The sequence below is a fragment of the Corynebacterium pelargi genome, assembly GCF_014635485.1.
GTDB classification, from domain to species: domain Bacteria; phylum Actinomycetota; class Actinomycetes; order Mycobacteriales; family Mycobacteriaceae; genus Corynebacterium; species Corynebacterium pelargi.
In genome coordinates, this window is the sequence record NZ_BMCX01000001.1 from 23,340 (window position 1) to 41,775 (window position 18,436).

An 18,436-nucleotide genomic window follows, 5' to 3' on the forward strand; every position below is an offset into this window, starting at 1 on the left:
GAAAGATTCTCCTTATATCAACCTATTCAGTTCCATCAGCCACAGACAGGGTGAGCACCAGGGTAGCCCCGCCACCCGGGGTGTGCTCTGCCCGCACGCTTCCATCCATTGCTTCGGCAAAGCCCTGAGCCACAGCCAAGCCAAGGCCAAGCCCCACGGAGTTTGCGTTCTGGTCGCCCAGGCGCTGGAAGGGCATGAAAATCTCGTCGATCTTATCGTCGGGGATGCCCGGGCCGTGGTCGATCACCGAGATCTCCACCGTCTCACCCACACCTTGGCCCTTGATTAATAACTCGGAATCGGGCGCGTACTTGCGGGCATTGATCACGATATTGGACAAGATTCGCTGCACCAGCCCTGCATCGCCGCGCACCGGGGGCAGATCCTCTGGTATCTCCACCTTGATGTGCCCGGCGGCCTCCGGCAGCTCGGTGCATACGGCTTCGACCACTTCTTCTACATCTACCGCACGGTTGCGGATGGTGACGGTATTGGAATTCAACCTGCTCATATCCAGCAAGTTGCCAATGACCGTTTCCAACCGGTCGGTAGAGCTTTCAATCGTCTCAATGAGCAACTGGCGTGACTCCTCATCGAGCTCAATATCATCCATGGTCAGACCAGATACCGCCGCTTTGATCCCGGCAAGCGGAGTGCGCAAATCATGCGATACCGCAGTCAGCAACGCCGTTCCCACGCGGTTGCCGGCCTCTAAAGCTGCGGTTGCTCGGCGCATCGCGTCGATTTCTTGGCGGTCGATGATCGCCGTGATCCTGGCGCCGTGGGCTTCGATCATGGAGAACTGCTGCGGGGTGAGCTCAGCGCCACCCACCAACAACCGCAGGCCGTCGCCTACACCGACGTGCGTAGGCTTCCCATCGGCAGCCCAGGGTGCGCTGATGCCTTGCTCATCGGTGGTTTCCAGCGTCACCCACATCTTTCGTTCCTTGCTATAACGCTGCAGGTCGACGCGACGCAGGCGGAAGGTTTGGCTTAAGCGTGTGAGTAGTTGGGGAATATCGTCACCGTCGTGCACCACGCCTCGTGCTAGGTCGGACAGCACCATGGCCTGGCCTAGGCGTTGCGTTGCCTGGGCGCGCCGGCGCTCTGATAACTCCACCACCCAGGCCACCGCGGCGGCGATGATGAGGAAGAAAATGATCTGCGTGAGGCTTTCGGGTTCCGTGACGGTAAAGGTGTGCGTTGGGATGGTAAAAAACCAGTTGGCCAGCAAGGAGCCGGTCACCACCGCAGCTAGCGCCGGCAGCATGCCTCCGGCAAGTGCAGCGAACACCACCACGGTGAGATAGCCCAGCAACAGCGCGCCCAGATATTCCGGCTCGAGGTTTAGTGGCAGCACCGCGGCGGTGAGCAGGGGAGGGCCAAGCAACGCGATGAGCCAACCCGTGACCAATCGCATCACGCTAAAACGGCCGGTGTTGCGGGAGCGTTTCTTTTCTGTTTGCTTCTCCCGCTCCAAGGTGGACACGATGTGCACGTCGATGGGGCCGGACCCGTCGATGATGCGTCCGCTGAGGCCACCGCCGAAGATACGACTAATACGCCCACCCAGGCCGATCACTAACTGCGAGGCATTGACCGCCCGCGCGAATTCCAGCAACGTTTCGGCAACATCGTCGCCGACCACCACGCGCCACTGCCCTCCGAGGGAATCGGTCAGTTCTTGCAGGCGCCGCAGCCTCTTAGGAGTGTCGGTGGCCAGTGCATCGTCTTCGCCGGCAACGTGCACCACAATCATTTCGCGCCCGGCTACGCGCCCGGTCACTCTCGCGCCACGTCGGATAATCGCCTCGGCACCGGCATCGCCTTGTACCGCAACCACGACGCGTTCGCGAGTAGGCCAGTGCTTTTGTTCATTATTGGTCTTGCGGTAGGTTTCGAGGACTTCTTCAACTTTGTCTGCAAGCCACAGCAGCGCCAGTTCACGAAGCGCGGTGAGGTTGCCAACTTTGAAGTAATTATTCAGCGCCGTTTCGGCCTGCTGCTGGCGATAGACCTCGCCTCGCGCCAGGCGGATGCGCAGTGCATCGGGGGTGAGGTCTACCAGCTCGATTTCATCGGCGTCGCGCAGCACTTGATCGGGTACGGTTTCTCGCTGGCGGGTGCCGGTGACGGCAGCGACCACGTCGTTGAGCGACTCAAGGTGCTGGATATTCATGGTGGAAATGACGTTGATCCCCGCATCTAAGAGGGTATAAACGTCGTGCCAGCGCTTCTTTTCCGGCTCCGCCACGTGGTTGAGGCCCGGCGCGCTGCCAGCGTCACCTTCGCCCCCGGTGCTTCGCCCGGCGTTGCCTGCGGCCGAATTGCCCGCCACCAACGCTGGTTCGGCGCTCACGACGGTGTGGGCCAATTCGTCCACCAGGATGGTATCGGGGTTGGCGGCAATGGCGGCCTCGACGTCGAGGTCGGTGTAGGTGCCGCCGCGATAACTAAATTCCTTGCGGGGCAGGACAGGTAGACCGTCGACAAGCGACTTGGTGCGCTCGCGCCCATGGTCTTCGACCAACCCCACCAACACGTTGTTGCCACGCGATTGCAGATCGTGGGCTTCGTTGAGCATGGCACAGGTTTTACCTACGCCGGGGGCGAAGCCGAGGTAAACCTTGAGCGTGCCACGCTTTGTCATGCTGGAAGAATCTCCTTGTCTTTTGCCCGCTTGAGCTGCAGCGGGCGTGAGATCACTTAGTTCTGGGCGCCTGCCTTGGCATTGGCGATATCCACATTGAGAGTAACCACATTGACCGGGGTGCCGTGGGTAGATCCATTAAAAGCAGACTGCTCATTGTCGTTGACCAGTTGCTCCACCGTGGCGCGGTCGAGGCCGCTTTCGCGAGCAACGCGGGGAATCTGCAGCTCGGCGTAGGCACGGGAGATCTGTGGATCCAGACCAGAACCGCTCGCGGTCACCGCATCCACCGGGACCTTATCAGGGGAGACGTTTTCGCGTTGAGCAATCTCCGCGCGGCGCTGCTCCACCAGAGCCTGGTACTCCGGGTCGAAGGGCGAGAGGTTGGAGGCGGAGGAAGACATGGCGTCGTATCCATCATCACCGGCGGCAGACGGCCGTGGCACGAAATAACCGGGCTCGGTGACTGCCTGGGCGATTAGGGAACTACCCACGACTTGTCCGGAGGAATCCTTGATGTAGGAACCGTCTGCTTTGGCCGGCATGATGCGGCCTACGCCGAAGATCACCAAAGGATAGATAACGCCCAGCAGCACCGTGAGCAGAAGGAATGCTCGCACCGTGGTGGAGAGTAATCGAGTTGATGTTTTCATGATTTGAACCTTTCTGTGCAGTTCCGGTGAGCTCTGTTAGAGGCCGAATACGCCGGATAGCAACAGGTCGATGATCTTGATGCCAACGAAGGGCACGATCACGCCGCCGAGGCCGAAGATGGCCAGGTTGCGAGAAAGTAGGGAGGCCGCCGAACCAGCGCGGTACTTCACACCCTTGAGTGCCAAAGGAATCAGCGCGATGATCACCAAGGCGTTGAAGATCACGGCAGAGAGGATGGCGCTTTCAGGGGAGTGCAGCCGCATGATGTTCATCTTGTCCAGGCCGGGGAAGGCGAGAACGAACATGGCGGGGATGATGGCGAAGTACTTAGCAATGTCGTTGGCGATACTGAATGTGGTCAGCGCGCCGCGGGTGATCAGCAACTGCTTACCAATTCCCACGATGTCGATGAGCTTGGTGGGATCCGAATCCAGGTCCACCATGTTGCCGGCTTCCTTGGCCGCGGTCGTGCCGGTGTTCATGGCAACGCCCACATCGGCCTGTGCCAGTGCAGGTGCGTCATTGGTGCCGTCACCGGTCATGGCCACGAGGCGACCCTTGGCCTGCTCCTTGCGGATCAACTCGAGCTTATCTTCAGGGGTGGCCTCTGCGAGTACGTCGTCAACGCCGGCTTCCTTGGCAATGGCGTGTGCGGTCAGAGCATTATCGCCGGTAATCATCACCGTGCGGATACCCATCTTGCGCAGTTGCTTGAAGCGCTCGGTCATACCGGGCTTCACCACGTCTTTCAGGTGAATAACACCCAACACGCGGGAGGTATTGGGGGAGGACTTGTGCCCGGCGCCGCACACCTCTGCCACCACCAGGGCGGTGCCGCCACTGTTGGAGATGTCGTTGACGATGTCTTCGGTTCCGGCGGGGATCTCGCCGCCTTGCTTCTTCACCATGCCGCAGACCTCAGAGGCTGCGCCCTTGAGAACCTTGCGGTCTTGGTCAGGCAGTTCGATGCCGCTCATGCGGGTCTGGGCACTGAAGGGAATGAATGTTGCCTGTGCGTAGTCCGACTCCGGAATGGTGGCCGTGGACTCTTGAGACAGGGTCACGATGGAGCGACCCTCGGGTGTCTCATCGGCGAGGGAGGCGAGCTGGCAGTCATACGCCAGTTGCTTCGGGTCGGTATCACCGGCTGGGACGAACTCGGTGGCTTGGCGGTCACCGATGGTGATGGTGCCGGTCTTATCCAGCAGCAGCGTGGCGACGTCACCCGCGGCCTCAACCGCGCGACCGGACATGGCCAGCACGTTGTGCTGCACCAGGCGATCCATACCTGCGATACCGATGGCGGAGAGCAGAGCACCGATTGTGGTGGGGATCAGGCACACCAGCAGGGCGACGAGCACCACGGGAGACTGCTCGGCATTGTTGAACGCGGCCATGGGGGCCAAGGCGATGACGACGATGAGGAAGATCAAGGTCAGCACGTGCAGGAGGGTGCCCAAGGCCAATTCGTTGGGGGTCTTCTTGCGCTGTGCGCCTTCCACCAGGCCGATCATGCGGTCCATGAAGGACTCGCCGGGGCGGCTGGTGACCTTCACGGCGATGGCATCCGAAAGCACTCGGGTACCACCGGTGACGGCGCTGCGGTCGCCGCCGGATTCGCGAATCACTGGAGCGGACTCGCCGGTGACGGCGGACTCATCCACGGTCGCTGCACCATAGATCACGTCGCCATCGGCGGGGATGACCTCGCCTGCGACAACGAGCACCACATCGCCGGGGCTGAGAGCGTCGCTGGCGACTTCTTCTGTGTGGCCGGCGCGGCCTTGTGGGGTGTCGAGCGCTTGTTGCAGGGCAGCCGGGGCAGTATCGCCCACGAACTTCACGGCCGATGTTTCGGTACGCGACGCGCGCAGGGAGTCTGCTTGTGCCTTGCCGCGTCCTTCGGCGACGGCCTCGGCGAGCGTGGCGAATAGAACGGTCAGCCACAGCCATACCGTGATGGACCACGTGAAGAGCGATGGGTGCGCGATTGCGAGAACCAGTGTGAATGCCGCACCAACTTCCACCAAGAACATCACGGGGACGTTGATGAGGGACGCGGGGTTCATTTTCTTGATTGCCAGGGGGAGCGCCTGACCCAGCTGGCTGGGGGAGAAGGAGTTTGTCATGACAGGGCCTCCGTGAGTGGACCAAGAACAAGCGTGGGCAGGAAGGTGAGGGCGCCGATAATGAGGGCCACACCGACGATCACGCCGACGAACTGCGGACGGTGGGTGGGCAGCGTGCCGGCCGTCTCGGGTGCAGGCTTTTGCTTAGCAAAGTCGCCGGCAAGAGCCAGCACCATAACGATGGGCAGGAATCGGCCAAGCAGCATGGCGCAACCGAGGGCCATGTTGAACCACCAGGTATCCGCACCGAAGCCTGCGAAGGCCGAACCGTTGTTGTTGGATGCGCTGGTAAAGGCGTAGACGATGTCGCTGAAGCCGTGGGGGCCACTGGTTGATACGGAATCCAGGGTGCTGGGAAGCATCGTGGAGATTCCTACACCGAACAGCACCAGTGCCGGCATGACCAGGATGTAGAGACACACCTTGGTGATTTCTTTGACGCCGATGCGCTTGCCCAGGTACTCGGGGGTGCGACCGACCATGAGGCCAGCGATGAACACACCGAGGATTGCGACGATGAGCATGCCGTAGAGGCCGGAACCCACACCACCGGGGCTGATCTCGCCGAGCATCATGTTGAGCATGAGCATGCCACCTGCCAGCGGTGCGTAGCTGGAGTGGAAGCTGTCCACGGCACCCGTGGAGGTCATGGTGGTGGAGTTGGCAAAGAAGTTAGAAGGCAGTACGCCGAAACGTAGTTCCTTGCCTTCCATGCCGCCACCTTCAGAGAAGTTGAGTGCGTGTTCAGCAGAGGCGATCACTGCGAAGGATGCGACGAACAGGACGGCCATCGCAGCTAAGATTGCCCAGCCCTGGCGCTTATCTCGAACCATGATGCCGAAGGTGCGGGTCAAGCTGACGGGGATGAGAAGGATGAGGAAGATTTCCAACATGTTGGTCCACATGTTGGGGTTTTCGTAGGGGTGGGCGGAGTTGGCGTTGAAGTAGCCACCGCCGTTGGTTCCCAGTTCCTTGATTACTTCTTGGGAAGCAACCGCACCACCGGGGATGGTCTGCTGGCCACCGGCGACGGTGTTGAAGGTCGTAGGTGCGTTGAAGTTTTGGATGACGCCGTTGGCCAAAAGAATGATGGCGCCGAGGGTGGCTACAGGCAAAAGGATGCGCAGCACGGTGCGGGTGAGATCCACCCAGAAGTTACCGATCGTGCCGTCTCCCACCTTGTTGGCCAGGCCTCGAACGAGGGCGATGGCAACGGAGATACCAACAGCCGCAGATACGAAGTTCTGCACACCAAGACCAGCCATTTGGGTGAGCTGGGTCATGGCTTCTTCGCCGGAGTAGGACTGCCAGTTGGTGTTGGTGGTAAAGGACACCGCGGTGTTCCATGCCTGGTCTGGATCAACGGCTGACATGCCGTGATTCAGTGGCAGGAATTGCTGTGTGCGTTGTAGGAGGTAGAGGAAAAGGACGGATACGGCGGAGAAAGCCATCACGGATGCGCTGTATTTCACCCAGTGCTGCTTGCCGTCTGCTTTCACACCGATGAGTCGGTAGAAGCCACGTTCAATTGCTGTATCTTTCGGACTGTTTAAGGCCCATGCCATATAGCGACCCATGGGGAGGTAGGCCGCTGCTAGAGCCATGACAACCACTGCTACAGGGATCCACCCTGTCCATGCGCCGCTCATGAGAATCGCTCCGGATTAATCAAAGCGACCAGCAAGTAGATGATCGCAAGAATTCCGAGGATGGCACCGATGATCAGTTCCCAGCTCATAGGTTATCCACCGCCTTCGCGACGGCCTGGACGCCAATGAACGCCAGGCATGTCACCACAATCAGAATGATGTCAGTAAGCATGAGGCACACTAAACCAGAGCAGTGTGGCACCCTGAGCGCTCTTTAACGCTTTCTTAACAACCCCCTGTCAAAATGCTGCCACGAGGATGTAAAGCAGGGGGTGCTGTGGGCCTGCGAATTATGAGCTAGCAGGTAGCTTTTCGACGCCATCTGCAGCAGATTTGCTCTGCCGACTTGCCGCTGGTTCTGCGCACATTGGGCTGGGCACATGTGCTGAGACTGGCTCCGATAGAGGGGGGCTTAGCCGTAGTGGTAGCGGCAGGACGCGATACGAATCTCGCTGTCTATTGTGCTGTACACCAGGCGATGTTCATCAGTGATGCGCCGTGACCAGTAGCCAGACAAACTGTGCTTGAGCGGTTCCGGTTTCCCGATGCCCTCGTTGCTATTGCGGTCGATGTCCTTGATGAGTTGGTTGATGCGTTTCAACGTCCTGCGGTCTTGGGTTTGCCACCAGAGGTAGTCTTCCCAAGCGTTCTCATCCCAGACTAAGAGCATCCTATTCCTCGATGAGAGAGTGCTCGCTGCCTCGGTTTGCCTCGAGCCTGTCTATCGACTCGAAAAGTCGACGGGCATTGGCTGGGGATCGAAGCAGGTAGGCGGTCTCTTTGAGGGATTCGTATTCTTCCAGGGATACGATAACGACTGATTCGTGGCCTGCGCGGGTGATGATCGTTTCCTCGCGGTCATTCACCACGTCATCGAGGACTTTGGCGTAGTTCGCCCGCGACTCGGTGTAGTTCATTGTTTTCATTGCGGCCTCCTGTACAGGAAACTGTACGGGAGAATGTGGCTCATGACAATGGTGGCCTAGCCCGAGTCGTCGGGAACGTTGACGTCACTAAGACGCCTGGGGTGTGGGGCGGCTGGTGGCGTCGGAGGAAAGAGAGGAACGGCGGTAAAGAGCATGGGGGCGTGCGGACGCCGGGAGGATCGTGATGAGCGCCGGCGCGGTGCCGGCGCCAAGGAGAGTGCCCGCGAGAATGCCACTAAACCAGTGAACGCCCAGGTACAGGCGCGACGCCCCGACTGTCGCGATGGTGAGAGCCGCGATCGCGAGCACGACGAGCTCAAGGCGGCGGTGATAGCCCCGATAGCTCAAGAACAACACGATGCTCTTCGCCAGGGCGTCAACGGCAGTGGCATGACCAAAGGGAAAAACGAAAATGCGTTTCAACCAGAATCTGGTGAAGCTCCGGTGGGCGAGAGTGCTCGAAGACGCGCTTGAACACCTGAGTAATGAAAGCTGATAGCGCAACGGCTGCGAGGATGTAGACACCGCTGCGCCACACCTTGGTCCACCACCACACAACAACGCCGATGATCATCGAAAGAATCGTGGCCGAGAGGGGGTTGAAGAGGGAGGTGGCCGCGATCATCACTGTGGTGAACCACGAAGGACGGGCATTGAGCAAACCGTGGTGGATGTCATTATCGCGAATGATGACGGCATCCCACTTAATGAGAAACCCGATGCAGATAGCCAAGGTTATCAAGGCTACCCCGGTGATGGCAGACGGGGTTCGGCCAAATCTCAACCCGGTGTTGATCACGCTCGCTAACTAATTCATAGAGAGAAAGCGGATGAATGGATGTAAGCGGGTGAGGCTTGGAGGCAGGCAGTTGGCGGAGAGAACGATGATGATGAAAGGAATGACCGTTTATACAGCGCATGGAACCTGGGGAGTGCTAGTGTTCGTTTAACGTGGCTGGGGCGTCTTGTCTGATCATTCTTAGCCGGGCGGACATCTTGAGGTGTAGTGGAAAATGAGCGACCGAGAATCTAAAACGTCGAATCCTAGAGGTCCTAACGATGGTGAAAATGGGGACTCGGAAGCGAAGGGCCCCAAGAAGGACATCCGTGGCATAGCCAAACAGGCTCGTGATGGCGTAGTCAACGTCGGCAACATCGTGCAGGGAAAATTCAGCTACCGCGAGTTTGAAGATGCTTTTGGCAAAATGATGGCTCCAGCCAAGGCGGCCGCCCAAGCTGAAGTGCGGAACATCAGAGCGAAAAATCCTGAAATCACTTCCGAAGAGCTGCTTCGTAAGCTGAAGAAGCGTTTCGTTAGCCGTGTGACCTCCACTGGAGCCGCTGTTGGAGGCTCTGCGGCTCTCCCTGGAGTGGGCACCGTGGCGGCTCTTGGCGCAGCTTTAGGGGACGGAGCCGTTTCGGTGGGTTCCACCATGTTCTACGTGTACGCCGTCCTGGACGTCTTGGAACTGGATCTTGAGGACCTTGATTCAGAGAGGGCCTTCATTCTTACGGTACTTCTCGGGGGGTCGGGCTCGAGTACGGTGACGAGAATTGCTGAACGAACGGGTGGCACTCTTGGCAAGAAGGTGGCGAAAAAAACGCCACGGGCTACCATTCAGCAGATCAACAAGGTGCTGGGCCGGAATTTCGTGACTAGGTACGGTTCCAGGCAGGGGATTGTCGTCCTTGGAAAGATTGCACCATTCGGCATAGGCGCGGCCATCGGTGCGGGTTTGAACTACGCACTGGCGCAGGCCGTCATCAAGGCGACAAATGCAACAGTTCGGGACGTCATCGCTGACCTGCCAACTCCAAGGCCAGACATTGAGGAGCTCATCATAACCGTGGAGGCTGAGGTTGTTGACGAAGATCAAGCTGATACTGCAGCGACGGTGCAAGAGCTCGATGAACCAAAGAGCTAGGATGTCCCGTTGGAAGGGGGCGGGTGCGAGCGAGGCTCCGAATTATTCTTAGCTCCCGCCGGCTATTTTCTACCTCTCACGCACTTTGTTGAGGATGGGGCAGATTCCCTGGTTCTCGAACCAGAAAATCCAGTGTGCTGTAACGGGGCTCCCAGAGCGCTCTTTAACGCTTTCTTAACAACCCCCCCGTCAAAATGCCGCCACGAGGATGCAAAGCAGGGGGTGCTGTGGGCCTGCGAATTATGAGCTAGCAGGTAGCTTTTCGACGCCATCTGCGGCAGATTTGCTCCGCCGACTTGTCACTGGTTCTGCGCACATTTGGCCGAGCCCTAGTGCTGAGACTGACTCCAATAGAGGGAGGGGTGCTTTGGGTATTGGGGTAGAGATGAAACGCACAGCCCCCGGTTTGGCGATTATTGACCTAGAAGAAGCACTTTTGTCTATCAAGAAAGGCGCGGTATGCCGGCGCTGACCAAGGAAATTGTGGCGGAGCTTTTAGCCAAAGGCATGAACCAAACGGCGATTGCGAAAGAATACGACGTGACCAGGCAATACGTTCACATTCTGGCAAAGCGTGCAGGTTATCAGCCCTTTAACTCTAGGCTCGTCCGAGACAACCTACCCTGGGAAGATATCTCCTCTGAACACGACGACAACGTCGTTTTTCAGGCCATGAGGCTGCATGCCCGAGTACGCGTAGGAGGTCGGGAGCAGATCCGAGGTAAGTCGCGCGACAAAGTCAACGCGATGTTTAGAAAGCTAATTCGCTTCAATCAGGTGATCGACTACGACCCTAGCTATCCTCCCATGCCCGGTCTTTCTGGGACTGGAGGCTTCGCTTATGTGCCACGGCAAGAAAGCGATGAGGATTATATGATCCGGATTAAGCCTGGCGTTCGGTTGACAGAAGAAGGCAAGAAGATCTGGAAGATGCCCAAAGAGCTGCTCGAATGAGAAGGTATCTGGGGGGCACACCGGGGTTTGAATGCGGTGACCATACTGAGGCGCTCTAGCCGTGAACAGGATGCTTGGTTGCCACGAAAAACAGTGCGATTCTCAGTTCTGCAAGCAACGCCACACAAGGTTTAGATCGGCCAGAGAAGATAACGAAGCTCTGCCTGGGCAGTTCATGAAAAAGGGGTGAAGGCAACGTTGGGTTTATCCCGCATCGAAAGCTGAAGTACCACGAACCAAAAAGAAATTGAGCCGGGTAATTAAACTACCCGGCTCAATTTCCTAAGAGGGAGTATTTACATGTGTAAATACACACTCAACCAGTTTACCGATTTGGAGTTTACACCGGATTTAGGGTCATCGCTTGCAACGACACGCCGGAAGTGTGGAGGGGGCAAATTTTAATGAGTTGTGTTCCCTCATTCGAAATCCATCAGTGGCAGTGGAATATAGAAAACGACCGTGGGGCCAGAATTAAAAACTTCCGACCGCACGACTAGTAGTCGGACTGACATCGCTTCCGAGGGTTGGGCCAACCTCCAAAGCGACGCTTCCTTTAAGACGGTTCGGGAGGCTATTCGCTTCAAGGATCGACGACTCAGATCTGTCGGCTGTAAAGATGGGCAATGGACCGCACTGGGTAGCGAGAGACGTGGCCGAAATGCTCGCCTCCAGTGGCGGAAAAGATGAACCCGCCGTCTAGATAATGGCGAAAATAGTAGGCGTTCAGTGTCGATCCTTGGTGGCGAGTAGCAACGCGTAGCGATTACCGAAGCGGGACCAAACTCAGCGAATCCTCGATTCAAGCGCCCGAAGGGTTTTAGGTGCCTAGAACAGCGTTTGGGAAAACAGGCCATGCCGGGGTCCTGGCAATGGAACAGCACCAATGTAAAGGTGCCCCTAAAGGGATGGGCAGGGTAGCGAAGCTACCCTGCCCATAACCCCCAAAGGAGGAGGCCTTTGATGTGTATATACGTTTTATAGAATACAGCGGGCCTGCGACTAGTGCGGGCAACGACACGCCGGATGTTCGGGGAAGCAAAGTTCATTTCGTTGGTTTTCCCGCTCAAAGCTCATCCAAGGCAGTGAATCAGTCTTAAGTAGTGGAATAGAGAAAAAGACCGTGAGGCCGGAGTTTAAAACTTCCGGCCTCACGGTTGGTTGTCGGACTGACAGGATTTGAACCTGCGACCCCTTGACCCCCAGTCAAGTGCGCTACCAAGCTGCGCCACAGTCCGCCATTGCTTTTTGCAACTGCTACAGGTTACAACGAGGAATGCAGAATTGACCAATCAGCAGGTCAGTATGGATTTCTGCTAAGTATTCACGATGCCGGAGGTATAAACCCACGCACCCTTGAGTCGGCGGAAAAAGCTGCGCTCATGCTGGCTGCCCTTGGTGCCATCGTGGTCATACCCGGCGATAAATTCCACCACCCCTTGATCATCGAAGAGCCCACCCTTGTGGGTGTCTACGATCTGGAGGCTTTCAAAGGTGATGTCGGGGTCGAGCTCAAGAGAGTCGGGCACGGTGTTTGGATCCCACGTTTGCAGCAAGTATTCGCGGTTTCCGGTGGCGAAGGCGCTAAAGCGCGAGCGCATCAAGCGTTCAGCAGTAGGGGCCTTTTTCTCTCCGCTAAGCAGTGGGCCACAGCAGGCGTCGAAAAGCTGGGAGGAACCGCAAATACATTGCTTAGACACGCTATTCCTCCTCGATAGTGACCTTTGGGCCGAAGAGCTGCTCAATGCCGCTATTGCGGCCTGCGTAGAGCAATTCTTCGCGCTCATCGTGGCTGATTTCGCCCTCGATGGCGATGCTGCGACGCAAATGCAGTTGGTCATCGCTGCTCAACGCGGTATTTACCTGCACCTCTACCTGCCCGATGCTGATCTTGGAGGCTTTGGCTGCCTCTCGCACTGCCTGCGAAGTAGAAGCTGCGATGGCAGCAATAACCATCTGCGTTGGCGTATAACCCAGGTTCTTTCCACCCGCGGTTTTCTCGCGATCGGTGGTAAAGGTATGGGAACCGGTGTGCACAAGATCGGCAAATTTGCCGGCACGGATGGAGCGGGCCACGGCAACACCTTCAGGAATCGTGTCCTGATCATCTGGAGAGCTATTCGGCACCATGTACTGCTCAAACCAGGTGCGAATCTGACGCGCCGCCGTTTGCGCAGCACCCTGACGGGTGACGAGGTGATCAGCCTTATGCAAGGTCACCAGGGACTTGGGGTAGCGGGTGAGCTGATAAATAAGCTGTGCGTTTTCCACACCCACGGTGGTGTCGATGGGAGAGTGCAGAATTAAAAGCGGCTTGCGGAGCTTAGGTAAGTAGGCCTCGGGGTTGGTTTCTGCCAGATCCTCTAGAAACTCCCTGGAGATCGTGATCTCTCGGCCACCCAGGGTCAGTGTCACAGCACCACTTTCATCCACCTCGCCAATCCGATCGGCAAAGTGCAACACCGCGTGGGCTGGGTCGAAAGGCGCACCAATGGTTGCGACGCCCTTGAGGTTTTTCAACTGCGTTGCAGCCTTCAAAGAGGCCGCACCACCTAAGGAGTGCCCAATGAGCAACTGCGGTGCCTCATAGTGCTCAGTGATCCACTGGTTTACGGCGATGATGTCTTCGACGTTTTCGCTAAAGCTCGTCTCGTGGAAATTGCCCTCTGATTGGCCAAGGCCGGGGAAATCAAAGCGCAAACAGGCGATACCCATATCGGCCAACGTCTTGCTCACCCTTGAGGCCGCGGGAGTAAAGCGCGAGCCGGTAAAACAGTGAGCGAACATGGCAAAGGCCAAAGGTGCTGTGTCGGGGAAATCGATGGTGGCAGCCAATTGGTAACCCCGCGAAGAGGGCACCTTGACGCTCTCGGAATGCATTGGGTGATCAACGCTCCTTGGACGCAGAAGAATCTTAAACGGGAATGAAACGCCACCTAGCTTAAGGCAGGCAAAGCGGTGGGGTCACACTCCAGCAGTGTCGCGTTGATTAAGCTAGAGCAGGTATGCAATCTAGCTCACCTCTTTCGGTGAGCGGCTCAGCGCAACAAGGCCTTTGAGCAGGCCAAAAAGAAAGGTGCAGCAGTGGCAGGATTTGGCTGGTTCTGGGATGCCATGGGAGGCAAGACCGGACGAAACCAAAAGCGAAGCAAGCAGGTGGTTGCGCAATCAGCGAAACTGCACCAAAGCATTGCCGGGCTCAGCGATGAGGAGCTCAGCCAGCAAGGGCGCGCTCTTTGCGCTGATGGCAGCATCAACGACGCCCCGAAATTACTGGCTGTGCTGGCAGAGGCCAGTAAGCGCACCCTCGGCTACACCCCATTCGAGGTGCAGTCGCAGGCGGTGCTGCGCTTGCTTGAAGGCGACGTCATTCAAATGGACACCGGCGAAGGCAAAACCCTCGTTGGTGCCATGGCTGCCACCGGCTTTGCACTCATGGGCAAAACAGTCCACTGCGTGACCGTGAACGAATACCTGGCACGCCGCGATGCTGCGTGGATGTCGCCACTGGTTGAATTCTTCGGTTTCACCGTTGCCCATATTGAGGAGTCGATGGACGCCCCGCAGCGTCGGGAGGCCTATCGGGCGTCGATCGTCTACGCCCCGGTCACAGAACTCGGCTTTGATGTGTTGCGCGATCAATTGATCACCTCCCGCGATCAAGCAGTGCAGCACGGCGCAGATATCGCGCTGGTAGACGAAGCCGATTCGGTGCTCGTGGATGAAGCGCTGGTGCCCCTCGTGCTCGCAGGCAACGAACCAGGGGCTGCACCTGCCGGTCGTATCACCCAGGTGGTAGCGAAATTGCGCCCCGAGCAAGACTTCTCCATTGATGGTGACCAGCGCAACGCCTTTTTAAGCGAGACTGGCGCGCGCAGAGTCGAGCAGATGCTCGGTATTGATTCCCTGTACTCAGATGAGCATGTTGGCCATACGCTTGTGCAGGTGAACTTGGCATTGCATGCCCGCGCGATGCTCACCAGGGACGTGCACTACATCGTCCGTGATGGCAAGGTGGCGCTGATTGATACCGCCAAAGGACGTGTAGCCGAACTGCAGCGCTGGCCCGATGGTGTGCAAGCTGCCGTGGAGGCCAAGGAGGGGCTTGCCGTTACCGAAGGTGGCCGTATTCTCGACACGATCACGCTCCAAGCACTCATGGGCCGATACCCTCGGGTGTGCGGTATGACGGGCACTGCCGTTGAGGCCACCGATCAGCTTCGCCAATTCTATGATCTGCGGGTATCAGTTATTCCGCGCAATCGAGAAAACCAGCGCATTGATTATCCCGATCGGATCTACGCCACAGCCGAGGAGAAATTCGACGCGATCGTCGAGGACATCGCCTCCTTGCACCGAGTAGGTCGCCCGGTGCTCGTTGGCACCCATGACGTATCAGAATCCGAGCAGCTTGCGGCGCGCCTCGCGGAGTTGGGCATCGCCGCCAATGTGCTCAACGCGAAAAATGATGAAGAAGAAGCTCGCATCATTGCCGAGGCGGGCGATATTGGCAGGGTGACGGTTTCGACTCAGATGGCCGGTCGCGGTACTGATATTCGCCTTGGTGGTGCAGATGAGCGAGATCGCGATGCGGTAGTAGAGCTCGGCGGGCTTGCCGTCATCGGTACGGCGCTGCATCGTTCGAAGCGTTTGGACCAACAACTCCGCGGCCGTGCTGGCCGTCAGGGCGATCCCGGATCCAGTGTGTTCTATGTTTCGCTTGACGACGACGTGGTCCAGGTTGGCGGTGCGGGTGAATCCGTCACAGCGCACCCAGATGCCGATGGCCTCATTGAAGATAAGCGTGTGTACGACTTTATTCAGCACTGTCAGCGAGTAACCGAAGGGCAGCTCCTCGAAATCCACTCGCAGACTTGGAAGTACAACAAGCTGCTTGCAGATCAGCGCGTGATCATCGACGAGCGCCGCGCAAGCTTGCTTGATACTGAAGCAGGCCTTGATGCGCTGCGCGAACATAATGCTCAGCGGGTAGAGGAGTTAGAACAGCGCTATGGGCACGCCTTGATGGTGCAAGCTGCCCGTGAGTTATTGCTGTATTTCCTCGATATGGGTTGGAGTGATCACCTTGCCCATATGGATGATGTGCGCGAGTCGATTCACTTGCGGGCGATTGCCCGTGAGACTCCCATTGATGAATTTCACCGCATCGCGGTGAGGGAGTTTAAGCAATTGGCGCAGTCGGCCTTGCATCGTGCCCAGGAGACATTCGACACGGTTGAGATCGATGCCTCTGGTGTGCACCTTGAAGATGCAGGCCTGGCTCGCCCGAGCGCCACCTGGACCTATATGGTCAGCGACAATCCGCTCAGCGGTGGCGGCAACAGCGTATTGCGCGGAATAGGGGCAATCTTCCGATAGGGAAGCGGCCCTTTGCCTGCGGTAATAGGGGTTCTATTCTGGCGATGCACTCTTGATCGCCTTGAAGCCGCTATGATGTAAACCATTATCGAAGCTACAGGTTCTATGTAGAGCTCGTAGCACAGTAGAAGCGCGAACTCGGAGGTTATAAGGAATGAGCGAGCACACTGGCACTCCCGAAGGGCAGGTCGAGACCACCTCGGTGTTCAGGGCTGACCTGTTAAAGGAGATGGAGTCCGGGGCGAATGCCGCGTCGAAGTCCGGCACGGATGTCACTCCGCCCGCTGGTGCCGGAATGCTGGTGGTGAAGCGAGGCCCGAACGCGGGAGCTCGTTTCTTGCTCGACCGTGAAACCACCACCGCTGGCCGTCACCCCGAAAGCGATATTTTCCTTGACGACGTGACCGTCTCGCGTCGTCACGCTGAATTCCGCATGAAGGATGGATCCTTTGAGGTCGTCGACGTCGGAAGCCTCAACGGCACTTACGTGAATCGTGAGCCTAAAAACGCTGAGACTCTCGCCACGGGTGATGAGGTTCAGATTGGCAAGTTCCGTCTGGTCTTTTTAGAAGGCCCGAAGGCTTAACTGCCTTGTAGTTCATAGTCCCCAACGGAGACGTCGGGCTGCTATGCAGTCCAGCGTTTCTTCCACCTTTCTAGGAAGCAGTCCCTTAAAGAGCATGAGTGCACTGACGAATCGCGAACGCAGCACCGCGAAGCCGAAGAAGAACATGTCCATCGGCGTGGTGCTCGAGACGCTGAAAAGCGAATTTCCCGATGTGACGCTCTCGAAAATCCGCTTCTTAGAGTCCGAGGGGCTGATCAGCCCGGAGCGCACCCCATCCGGGTACCGTCGCTTTACCGAGGCAGATGTCGATCGCCTTCGTTACATCCTCCAAACCCAGCGCGACCACTATCTGCCGCTGAAGGTGATCCGCGAGCAGCTCGACGCTATGGATTCCGGCGCCGTCACCCCGATTTCCCAAGGGGCTTCTGGCGCGCCGCTGATCAGCGCCGATAATTTCCGTGGCGCTACGCTGCGCAGGCTTAGCGACGCCGATGTTGCCGAAAAGGCCGGCGTGGAACCATCCCTGATCCAAGAATTCGTGCAGGCTGGTGTAATTAAGCCTGACGTTTCTGGTTTCTTTAGCGCCGATGACGTGCAAATCGTCGCCTTCGGGGCACAACTGCTGGAGTTTGGCGTGGATGCACGCCACCTGAAATCCTTGCGCAATGCTGCTTCCAGGCAAGCAGACCTCATTGCTCGAGCTGCAACCCCGATGGCTCGTTCTCGTGGTGGCCACAACCCCCGCGAACACGCAGAAGAAATTTCTCAGCAGATGAGCGCGGTCGTGGTGTCTTTGCATGCAAGCCTGCTCAAGGCCTTGCTGCGAGAAGAGCTCTCTTAAATTACGAAGGGAATCTATGACCTATCAAGAGGTCAGCTTCATTGGTGTCGCTACCGTATCCCCGGAGCTTGCACCATGCACCCTATTATTTGATACCTCCCATCAGCGTGTCTTGGCCTTGTGGTTGCCCGATCACGCCAGCGAGGCTCTCAGCGATGGCGCTGATGATGGCTATGCGCGCCGTCCCAGCAGCACCGATGTGTTGCTGGAGCTGCTAGACAAAACGGGCGCCAAAATCGAAGCGCTGCGGATCGACAGCGTGTATCAGGGCGTATATCACTGCTCCATCGTTATTGGCGATGGCGTCCAGATTGATTGCAAGCCCTCCCAACTTCTCTTGCTCTCACAGGCCACATCGATTGCTGTGCAGGTCCATGAGCAAGTCCTCGTGGATGCCTCGGTGAAGGTGCCACCGCAGGAATTTTTAGAGTACTTCGGCATCGAACCGCCCGAGGATCTGGACCAAGAGCATGTGTCTGCTTCTGGTGATGATCAGGCTGATGCGGATTTCGCGGCCTTTATGGAGCAGATGGGCTTAAAGGAGTCAGACCTCTTCCGCGAAGACGATGGTGATACTCACCCCGACGATGATGCAGATGATACGGGTGTGACTGAAGGTAAATAAGGTGACAATGGGGTAGGAGTATGTCTAAGCTTCAAGTTGAGGTTTAAGTTACGGCGTGTCGCGCCTTTGGTGCTGCTGTTGTGCCCTAGGGTTCGATAAGAGAAAATCAGTGAGTACGCACCATTCGATGCGCCAG

The 18,436-nt window shown here is 57.6% G+C and carries 17 protein-coding genes and 1 tRNA gene; 6 read left to right on the forward strand and 12 right to left on the reverse strand.

The features are described from left to right. Positions 1-22: 22 nt before the first annotated feature. From IEU99_RS00120 to IEU99_RS10955, 9 genes are all read right to left on the reverse strand, one after another. Positions 23-2,650, reverse strand: a complete 2,628-nt coding sequence (locus IEU99_RS00120) for a DUF4118 domain-containing protein (protein WP_128889891.1) — start codon at positions 2,648-2,650, stop codon at positions 23-25. Positions 2,651-2,706: 56 nt separating this feature from the next. Continuing rightward, positions 2,707-3,303: a potassium-transporting ATPase subunit KdpC gene (kdpC, locus tag IEU99_RS00125; protein WP_128889890.1), complete on the reverse strand. Its 597-nt coding sequence runs from the start codon at positions 3,301-3,303 to the stop codon at positions 2,707-2,709. A 36-nt stretch (positions 3,304-3,339) separates the two neighbouring features. Beyond that, complete coding sequence (gene kdpB / locus IEU99_RS00130) at positions 3,340-5,433, reverse strand: potassium-transporting ATPase subunit KdpB (protein ID WP_128889889.1); 2,094 nt, start codon at positions 5,431-5,433, stop codon at positions 3,340-3,342. Next, positions 5,430-7,082 carry a potassium-transporting ATPase subunit KdpA gene (kdpA, locus tag IEU99_RS00135; RefSeq protein WP_128889888.1) on the reverse strand — a complete coding sequence of 551 codons (1,653 nt, stop codon included), beginning with the start codon at positions 7,080-7,082 and terminating at the stop codon, positions 5,430-5,432. Before kdpA ends, kdpB begins: the two co-directional genes overlap by 4 nt. Then, positions 7,079-7,171: a K(+)-transporting ATPase subunit F gene (kdpF, locus tag IEU99_RS11055; RefSeq protein ID WP_025402953.1), complete on the reverse strand. Its 93-nt coding sequence runs from the start codon at positions 7,169-7,171 to the stop codon at positions 7,079-7,081. Before kdpF ends, kdpA begins: the two co-directional genes overlap by 4 nt. 323 nt (positions 7,172-7,494) lie before the next feature. Next, positions 7,495-7,752: a Txe/YoeB family addiction module toxin gene (locus IEU99_RS00145; RefSeq protein WP_128889887.1), complete on the reverse strand. Its 258-nt coding sequence runs from the start codon at positions 7,750-7,752 to the stop codon at positions 7,495-7,497. A gap of 1 nt (position 7,753) precedes the next feature. Continuing rightward, the gene (locus IEU99_RS00150) at positions 7,754-8,008 is read right to left on the reverse strand and encodes a type II toxin-antitoxin system Phd/YefM family antitoxin (RefSeq protein WP_128889886.1); all 255 of its coding nucleotides are present in this window, start codon (positions 8,006-8,008) and stop codon (positions 7,754-7,756) included. Positions 8,009-8,095: 87 nt separating this feature from the next. Next, on the reverse strand, positions 8,096-8,431 hold the full coding sequence (locus IEU99_RS00155; RefSeq protein WP_206731205.1) for a phosphatase PAP2 family protein: 336 nt from the start codon (positions 8,429-8,431) through the stop codon (positions 8,096-8,098). Then, entirely contained in the window at positions 8,385-8,741 is a 357-nt protein-coding gene (locus tag IEU99_RS10955; protein WP_206731204.1) for a phosphatase PAP2 family protein, read from the reverse strand. The genes IEU99_RS00155 and IEU99_RS10955 overlap by 47 nt, the downstream gene beginning before the upstream one ends. Positions 8,742-9,021: 280 nt before the next feature. On the opposite strand from IEU99_RS10955, the gene IEU99_RS00165 reads away from it, so the two are divergent. Both IEU99_RS00165 and IEU99_RS00170 read left to right on the forward strand, forming a co-directional pair. Next, entirely contained in the window at positions 9,022-9,933 is a 912-nt protein-coding gene (locus IEU99_RS00165) for a hypothetical protein (protein ID WP_128889883.1), read from the forward strand. A gap of 459 nt (positions 9,934-10,392) precedes the next feature. Next, positions 10,393-10,887 (forward strand): helix-turn-helix domain-containing protein, encoded by a 495-nt coding sequence (locus IEU99_RS00170; protein ID WP_128889882.1) that lies wholly within the window; start codon positions 10,393-10,395, stop codon positions 10,885-10,887. 1,164 nt (positions 10,888-12,051) lie between these two features. On the opposite strand, the gene IEU99_RS00175 is transcribed toward IEU99_RS00170, so the two are convergent. The 3 genes from IEU99_RS00175 to IEU99_RS00185 all read right to left on the reverse strand — a co-directional run bounded on the left by IEU99_RS00175 (position 12,052) and on the right by IEU99_RS00185 (position 13,767). After that, positions 12,052-12,125: transfer RNA gene (locus IEU99_RS00175), tRNA-Pro, on the reverse strand. A 78-nt stretch (positions 12,126-12,203) separates the two neighbouring features. Beyond that, entirely contained in the window at positions 12,204-12,587 is a 384-nt protein-coding gene (locus IEU99_RS00180) for a YchJ family protein (RefSeq protein WP_128889881.1), read from the reverse strand. Position 12,588: 1 nt separating this feature from the next. Continuing rightward, positions 12,589-13,767, reverse strand: a complete 1,179-nt coding sequence (locus IEU99_RS00185; protein WP_128889880.1) for a bifunctional alpha/beta hydrolase/OsmC family protein — start codon at positions 13,765-13,767, stop codon at positions 12,589-12,591. A gap of 204 nt (positions 13,768-13,971) precedes the next feature. On the opposite strand from IEU99_RS00185, the gene secA2 reads away from it, so the two are divergent. From secA2 to IEU99_RS00205, 4 genes are all read left to right on the forward strand, one after another. Continuing rightward, complete coding sequence (gene secA2 / locus IEU99_RS00190; RefSeq protein ID WP_128889879.1) at positions 13,972-16,266, forward strand: accessory Sec system translocase SecA2; 2,295 nt, start codon at positions 13,972-13,974, stop codon at positions 16,264-16,266. Positions 16,267-16,420: 154 nt separating this feature from the next. Beyond that, positions 16,421-16,852: an oxoglutarate dehydrogenase inhibitor Odhl gene (odhI, locus tag IEU99_RS00195; RefSeq protein WP_128889878.1), complete on the forward strand. Its 432-nt coding sequence runs from the start codon at positions 16,421-16,423 to the stop codon at positions 16,850-16,852. 94 nt (positions 16,853-16,946) lie between these two features. Next, the gene (gene ftsR / locus IEU99_RS00200) at positions 16,947-17,675 is read left to right on the forward strand and encodes a transcriptional regulator FtsR (RefSeq protein ID WP_229718322.1); all 729 of its coding nucleotides are present in this window, start codon (positions 16,947-16,949) and stop codon (positions 17,673-17,675) included. A gap of 16 nt (positions 17,676-17,691) precedes the next feature. Continuing rightward, a complete protein-coding gene (locus tag IEU99_RS00205; RefSeq protein WP_164931159.1) occupies positions 17,692-18,300 on the forward strand; it encodes a bifunctional nuclease domain-containing protein in 609 nt (202 codons plus the stop codon). The last annotated feature ends 136 nt before the right edge of the window (positions 18,301-18,436 follow it).

Bases quoted from the DNA above. Each gene is read 5' to 3' on its own strand.
- IEU99_RS00120 (WP_128889891.1), bottom strand. From the start codon at position 2,650: ATGACAAAGCGTGGCACGCTCAAGGTTTACCTCGGCTTCGCCCCCGGC.
- kdpC (WP_128889890.1), bottom strand. From the start codon at position 3,303: ATGAAAACATCAACTCGATTACTCTCCACCACGGTGCGAGCATTCCTT.
- kdpB (WP_128889889.1), bottom strand. From the start codon at position 5,433: ATGACAAACTCCTTCTCCCCCAGCCAGCTGGGTCAGGCGCTCCCCCTG.
- kdpA (WP_128889888.1), bottom strand. From the start codon at position 7,082: ATGAGCGGCGCATGGACAGGGTGGATCCCTGTAGCAGTGGTTGTCATG.
- kdpF (WP_025402953.1), bottom strand. From the start codon at position 7,171: ATGAGCTGGGAACTGATCATCGGTGCCATCCTCGGAATTCTTGCGATC.
- IEU99_RS00145 (WP_128889887.1), bottom strand. From the start codon at position 7,752: ATGCTCTTAGTCTGGGATGAGAACGCTTGGGAAGACTACCTCTGGTGG.
- IEU99_RS00150 (WP_128889886.1), bottom strand. From the start codon at position 8,008: ATGAAAACAATGAACTACACCGAGTCGCGGGCGAACTACGCCAAAGTC.
- IEU99_RS00165 (WP_128889883.1), top strand. From the start codon at position 9,022: ATGAGCGACCGAGAATCTAAAACGTCGAATCCTAGAGGTCCTAACGAT.
- IEU99_RS00170 (WP_128889882.1), top strand. From the start codon at position 10,393: ATGCCGGCGCTGACCAAGGAAATTGTGGCGGAGCTTTTAGCCAAAGGC.
- IEU99_RS00185 (WP_128889880.1), bottom strand. From the start codon at position 13,767: ATGCATTCCGAGAGCGTCAAGGTGCCCTCTTCGCGGGGTTACCAATTG.
- odhI (WP_128889878.1), top strand. From the start codon at position 16,421: ATGAGCGAGCACACTGGCACTCCCGAAGGGCAGGTCGAGACCACCTCG.
- ftsR (WP_229718322.1), top strand. From the start codon at position 16,947: ATGAGTGCACTGACGAATCGCGAACGCAGCACCGCGAAGCCGAAGAAG.
- IEU99_RS00205 (WP_164931159.1), top strand. From the start codon at position 17,692: ATGACCTATCAAGAGGTCAGCTTCATTGGTGTCGCTACCGTATCCCCG.